The organism is Prosthecobacter sp., from assembly GCF_044373815.1.
Classification (GTDB): domain Bacteria; phylum Verrucomicrobiota; class Verrucomicrobiia; order Verrucomicrobiales; family Verrucomicrobiaceae; genus Prosthecobacter.
On sequence record NZ_JBIPNG010000020.1, the window covers coordinates 23,280 to 29,897 of the forward strand.

The following is a 6,618-nucleotide window of genomic DNA, read 5'->3' on the forward strand; positions in this document are numbered from 1 at the left end:
CTCCTTCTACCATGCAACGCATCAAATCATTCTCCGTCGTGTTCCTGGCTCTGCTCCTGAGCTCATGCATTTCACGTATCGACGTCAGAAAAGTCAACAACGCGGACATCAACGCCACCACGAAGGCGAAAGGTGTGCGCTACTCGCTGCCACAACCTTTTGTGATCGGCACGCCGGGGCTCAATGGGAAGGTGTCCTACCGTGTGGAATACCTGCCGGATCCGGACAATGAGTATGCGGTGAACGCGTGGAGCTTCATGGCGAAGCACAAGCTCAAGCTGGGGCGCAGCTCCAACGGGATGCTGAAGACGGTGAACTACACGCAGGATGACACCGTGGTTCCCTCGGCCGTGGTGGAGTCGGCGGGCAACTTCGCCGAGGCGCAGATCAAGGCCATGGCGGCTGCGAAAAAGCCCTCTGGCAACGATGGCGGGCAGAATGACCAAAGCACGGCAGAAGCGCCGCATGTCAACACGAGCGCCGAAGGTCCCGTCATTTACCGCGTGGTGGAGGATCCCCGCTTTGGAGTGCGACTGGAGCCGGTGTCATTCAAAGCCACGCTCAACGGTGGTGCGCTGACTCGGGAGCAGCAGCGGCGGTTTGAAACGACCGGCAGTCCGGACCCCATTGCGCAGACTGCCGGGGCCAAGCCTGTGCTGAAGTCTGACAAGGACGTTACGGTGAAAAAAAGCATGCTCGCTTCCGGCGATCCGTTCTTCTCCGTCACCTTTGACATGAAGGTGAATAAGGAGGGGTTCACGCTCACTCAGAGCTCTGGCAACAAGGACCGTACGACGTGGTGCAGCATTGAGCTGGACAACTCGGACAAAGCGACGGTGACGCTGACGAAAGCGGACATTGTGACGGGGGACTACAAACTGGAGATCGTGGTCAGCAACGCCAAAGATAAAACGGCCAAAGCGAAGATACCCATCATCGTCCACGTGGATAACTGAGGCGGTGAGAAGGCAGGTGATCTCCAGGAAACATGAAATGAGAAGAAGACAAGAAGCCAAGGACAAACCCGCAGCCCACTGAGACCATGCCCCCCCCATTGCCACTGCCGCTGACCTGCCACCTGGCCTATCTGGAGGCGGCGCCGACCAACCTCGTGCCGGCAGCGGGGCCGGTGGTGCTGTGCGCTGACAGCGTTTCCCGCACGCTGCCGGAACTCCTGGCGCAGAATTCGCACCAGCAAATCCAGCTCAGTCTGGACACCACGCGCCTGACGCCCGCCGCCGCCGGGAGCCGGAAGTCCGTCAGCATCGCGGATCTGCACGAGTACACGCGCCTGCTGACGGGCAATTCACAAAGCCAGCCCAGCGAGCCGCTGACGGACATCGTGATCATCTACGCGCCTGCGTTGCAAGGACATCCGGAGATCCGCGGCATGATGTTTGACACGGGCTTCCGCACGGATCTGGACGACAGCAACTGGGAGCAGTGGTCTGCCTGCTGCCGGGAGGGCTGCGCCGTCTTTTTGCAAAGCATCAGAGATGCACGCGCGACGGACGCGGAGGCGCGGGAGCAGGCGGCATTCACCACGGTGCATGAGCTGGGGCATGTCTTTAATCAACTGCACACGGACGACCCCTGCTTTCTGCACACGAGTCCGGATGACTTCTCTCCGCCGCGCACGTGGTACAAGTTCAACTCGGACAACCGGGCCTATCTCACCGACTGCCGCCAGCCTGCGGTCTATCCGGGGGGAATTCCATTTGGCGATCACGCCTACATGGGCAATGGGGACGTGCGCTGTCCGCGAGAAAAGGGGGAGGCACCGCTGAAGCTCAAGATCAAGGCGAGCCGGGATGAGTTTCTGCCGTATGAGCCGGTGGAGCTGGATGTGAAGCTCTCTCTTTTGAAAGGGGCGACCAGACCGCGAAAGCTGCGCAATGAGCTGGATCCTTCCTACTCGCATTTTACGATCTGGATTGAGGAGCCGGGCGGGGAGCGCAGGCGGTACCAGTCCATCAACCACTGCTGCAGCAATCCGGAGCCGTGCAAGGTGAAGCCGGATGAGCCTTTTGAGCGGGACATCACGCTCTTCGGGCAGTCCGGTGGCTACACTTTCCGCCGGGCCGGGGTGCACCGGGTGTGGATCACGTGGCAGCTTTCCACGAAGGTGGTGCTGAAATCCAATGTCATCGAGATCGGCATCCGTCCGACGCTTCAACTTTCCAGCAAGGAGGAGCTGCTGTGCAAGGTGCTGCGCAAGGCGGGGCGGCCGCTCTTTTACCGGCGGCGGCTGTGGAAGAGGTCCGAAAATGAGGCGCTGGTGAGCCTGTGCACGGATTTCAGAGGGAAGTCCCAGCGCTACGCGAAGGCCATGGCAATGAATGCGCGCTGGCATATCCAGCGCGAGATGGCGCGGCGCAACACGGGCTACCGTGCGCAGCACCTCAAGAGCCTGTGCGAACGCGGCGAGTGGCTCAGTGAGCAAGATGAGCTGGGAGCCCAGCGGCGTAAAAAAGTGGTGCGTGCGATGGTGGAGATGGAGGAGTGATTTTTTGGTTTTGGTTGTGGCAGTTTAGGAGGCTGCAGTTTGGGCGGGATGAGGAATTCACGCAGGATTGATCTTTGAGATGTCATTCTGGTGTTAGGTCGCCAAACTAGCTGGCCACCAACCTCTTTCTTATCCGACCCGACATGAACACCGTCTCTGCCGCCCAATGGCAGGAGCTGCGCCAGCGCTTCCTGCAACGTTACCCTGATTTCATCGACTTCTCCCAGCCGGGAGTGTTTGCGGAACGTGAGCTGAACTACAAGCGGGGTGTCTTGCAGCGCTTTGAGGAGAGCGGGTTGCGTGAGCGGATCCCGGTGATGGTGGCTGAGGGGAAAGGCCAGGAGGTGATCAAGGCGCTGGTGCGTGTGAAGTTTGAGAACCTGATCACGGCGTTTCATTTTTGGTCGATTCAGTTTGGCACGACGGATGAGCAGGCCTGCACGGTGCTGCGCGGTTTGCTGGAGACTGTGTCTGTGCCGTACACGGGGCCTGAAACTTTGCGACCGCTGCTGGAAGCGACGAAGATGGCGGGAACGAAGGCAGACTGGGATGTGGTGAAGATTTTGTGGGTTTTCCGCCCGCAGGATTACTTCCCGGTGGGCATCTCGAAGATGCGGGCTTTTGCGTGGAAGCTGGATGTGCCCTTGGTGGGAAAGAAGCGCTTTTCAATGGAGCACTACCCACCGCTGCGGGAGTTTGTGATGGGCTTTGGTCCCTTCATGGAGGACTGGAAGCCGCGAGATCCGATGGACATCCAGAGCGTGGTGTGGGACATGGCGCACTACGAACTGGGGAAAGACCCCGATGTGGATGATGAGGATGATGAAACGGAGAATGGACTGACGCTGCGGGAGCCGCCAGGGACCTATCACGTCACAGCGAACGAGCGTATGTGGACGATTGCCGCTGGCCGACAGGCGCGGTTCTGGGAGGAATGGCAGCGTGAAGGGTTCATCGGGCTTGGATGGGAAGTCGGCGATGTCAGTTTGATGAAAACGCCACATGCGATCATGGAAGCGCTGCAGGAGACGGATGATGGCGGGGGATCGAATGACGTGAAGGCCATCTACCAATTTGCGCATGAGATGCAGGAGGGAGACCGAGTGTTTGTGAAGCAGGGGCGCAGCCGATTGATGGGCTGGGGTATCGTTTCTTCAGCTTATCGCTACGAGGCTGGCGCGGACTATCCCCACCGCCGCACGGTAACGTGGGTGTCTCAGGAAGTGCGGGATCTACCGCCCTATGCCATGGCGATCAAAACGCTCTCCCTGATTCGTCCGCAAAACCCTCTCTATAACAGCATCCGGCAGCTCTACCCGCTGAGCACTGAAGGCAGAGCTACCACGGTTGAAAAGCCGAAGGTGGCCTACACGCGCGAAGAGGCGCTGCAGGATCTGTTCATGCCTGGTGAGGAGATCGACCGAATCCTGGCACAACTGAAACGGCGCAAGAATGTGGTGCTGCAAGGTCCGCCGGGAGTGGGCAAGACTTTCATCGCGAAGAGGCTGGCGTATTTGATGATGCAAGAACGTGCGCCAGAGCGTGTGAAGATGGTGCAGTTTCACCAAAGCTACAGCTACGAGGACTTCATTCAGGGATTCCGGCCATGCGAGGATGGGAGTTTTCGGCTGCACTTCGGCCACTTCTATGAGTTCTGCAAAGCTGCGGAGGCGGACGCTGACAACGACTACTTCTTCATCATTGATGAAATCAACCGCGGCAATCTTTCGAAGATCTTCGGCGAACTGATGATGCTGCTGGAACACGACAAGCGCGGCCCGGAATTCTCGGTGGGGCTGGCTTACTCGAACGGGGATGCGGAGGAGCCGGAGGAGTTTTCGGTGCCGGCGAATGTGCATGTCATCGGCACGATGAACACGGCGGACAAGTCGCTGGCGCTGGTGGATTTCGCGATGCGGCGGCGCTTTGCCTTTGTGAACCTGCGCCCGCAGTTTGGCGAGGGGTATCAGCAGTGGTTGAGGGAGGAGTGTGAAGCGCCTGCGGACTTTGTGTCGAAGCTGGTCCACCGTGTGAAGAGACTGAATGAGGAGATCACCGAAGACCGCCAGCTGGGGGCTGGCTGCTGCATCGGCCACAGCTTTTTCACGCCTGCCCGCGATGCCCCGCCGGATGACTGGAATGTGTGGCTGGAGGATGTGGTGCGTGGTGAAGTGGAGCCGCTGCTGCTGGAATACTGGCCGGAGGATTCCAGCCATGCAAAGATGGCGGCTGCGGCGCTGCTGGCGTGAACCTGATTTTTCTGCGATGTCGCGCATACCGGTACAGAACCTTTACTACCTGCTGTCCTACGCCTGGGATCTGCTGAGCGAGAGCGCTCCGGCACCTGTGGCGATGGATGACACGCGCTCGGCGCCGGACATGCTGGCGCTGCTGCTGGCGGGAGGCATCGAGTCTTTGGGCAAGCGAGGTCTCTACTGCGATTATCAAGGCCGCGTGGAGGAGACATCCCGGCTGCGGGGGCGGATTGATTTTGTGACGAGTGTGCGACGTCTGACGCACCTGCAGGCGCGGCTGGTGTGCCAGTTTGATGAACTGGGGATCGACAACATGGTGAACGGCATTCTGCGTACGACGCTGGACCGGCTGCTGACATCGGCCTCCATTGCCCCTGAGATCAAAGGACGGCTGAGAGAGGCGGCGCCGGTTTTGCGGGACGTGCCTGCGGTGCAACTCAGGCGCGGGTGTTTTCAGCGGGCGAAAGTGACGCGGCATCACCGTGCTTACCGCATGATGCTTTCGGTGTGTGAGATGCTCTATGAACTGGCGCAGCCTGACGCCAGCGGGAGGGCCTACAGTTTTGCGGATCCATGGGCGGACAAGGGCATGCCACGGGTGTTTGAAACGTTTGTGCGGAATTTCCTGCGCAGACACCTGCCGGAGGCGCGGGTATCGGCACGGCATCTGGCATGGGACGCGAGGGGCGACACTGAGGAAGCGCAGGCGCTGCTTCCGATCATGAAAACAGATGTGACGATCGAATGGGGTGCTGAACGATGCCTGGTGCTGGACTGCAAATTTTACGCGAACAGTTTTGCGGAGTCCTTTGACCAGACGAGGCTCAAGTCCGAAAATCTTTACCAGATGGCGGCCTACCTGCACCACCACCCGGCACGGGCGGCGGGCGGTGCCATGCATGGTGTGCTGCTCTACCCCACGGTGGAGGCGGACTTCCTGCACCAGTATGACTTCATGGGGCACCGGCTGACGATTGCGAGTGTGGATCTGGGCCAGCGCTGGCAGATCATTCATGAGCGGCTGCTGGAGGTTGTGAGCCGGTCGGTTGGGGAAAAGATGGCACGCCTAGAGTGACAGCGAGGACTTCTTTTTTTACAATCTGAAGGCAGAGCATTGATTCCTTTTTTCTGACGGGCTAAAGCCCGAACTGCGAACGAAGAATCCGGACCGGCTAAAGCCGGGACTACAATACGAAGAGGGCGGGACTCGGGGCTGCTCGGTTTTTCGATGGCTCGTAAGTTTGCGGAGCGGGAGGATCGAGGACGAGCTGGAGGGGCAGGAATGCGCCCGATACTTTAGCCGGGCAAGGGTACGCGGATGGTGAAGACGGTGCTGCGGCCGGGGTGGCTTTCGAGGTCGATGGTGCCGCCGTGGACTTCGACGGCGCGTTTGACGATGGAGAGGCCGAGGCCGGTGCCTTTGGACTCCTGGACGCCGCGATAGAAGCGCTTGAAGGCGTAGGGGAGGTCTTCGGGGCGGATGCCGATGCCATCATCGGTGACGGTGATGATGCACTCGTGCTGGGTCCAGCGGCCGGTGATGGCGATGCGAAGGCCGGTGCGGGGGTTTTCTTTGAGGGCGTTTTCGATGAGATTGGAAAAGATCTGATCCCAGTAGAAGCGATCGCCGCTGAGGATGCCGCCGTCAGGGGGGAAGTCGAGGGTGATGACGGGCTGGCGGATTTCAATGAGGGGGGTGAGATGCTCGAGGGCATCGTGCACGCAAGCGCGGACGAGGAAGGTTTCGGTCTTGAGGGGTTCTTCGAGTCCTTCAAGGCGCGAGATGGTGAGCATGTCGTCGATGATGCGCATCATGCGACGGGAGTGCTTTTCCATGACATCGAGACAGCGCACCAA

5 protein-coding genes are annotated in these 6,618 nt (G+C 59.7%); 4 read left to right on the top strand and 1 reads right to left on the bottom strand.

The window, feature by feature from the left end; translation table 11 throughout:
- The first annotated feature begins 11 nt into the window (after positions 1-11).
- The 4 genes from ACIREA_RS03165 (at position 12) to ACIREA_RS03180 (ending at position 5,836) form a co-directional block, all read left to right on the top strand.
- On the top strand, positions 12-956 hold the full coding sequence (locus ACIREA_RS03165; protein WP_397380469.1) for a hypothetical protein: 945 nt from the start codon (positions 12-14) through the stop codon (positions 954-956).
- A gap of 86 nt (positions 957-1,042) precedes the next feature.
- Positions 1,043-2,506: a hypothetical protein gene (locus ACIREA_RS03170; protein ID WP_397380471.1), complete on the top strand. Its 1,464-nt coding sequence runs from the start codon at positions 1,043-1,045 to the stop codon at positions 2,504-2,506.
- 143 nt (positions 2,507-2,649) lie between these two features.
- On the top strand, positions 2,650-4,755 hold the full coding sequence (locus ACIREA_RS03175) for an AAA family ATPase (RefSeq protein ID WP_397380473.1): 2,106 nt from the start codon (positions 2,650-2,652) through the stop codon (positions 4,753-4,755).
- Positions 4,756-4,771: 16 nt separating this feature from the next.
- The gene (locus tag ACIREA_RS03180) at positions 4,772-5,836 is read left to right on the top strand and encodes a hypothetical protein (RefSeq protein WP_397380475.1); all 1,065 of its coding nucleotides are present in this window, start codon (positions 4,772-4,774) and stop codon (positions 5,834-5,836) included.
- A 221-nt stretch (positions 5,837-6,057) separates the two neighbouring features.
- Here ACIREA_RS03180 and ACIREA_RS03185 read toward each other — a convergent pair.
- A partial coding sequence (locus ACIREA_RS03185; RefSeq protein WP_397380477.1) for a sensor histidine kinase occupies positions 6,058-6,618 on the bottom strand: 561 nt, incomplete at its 5' end.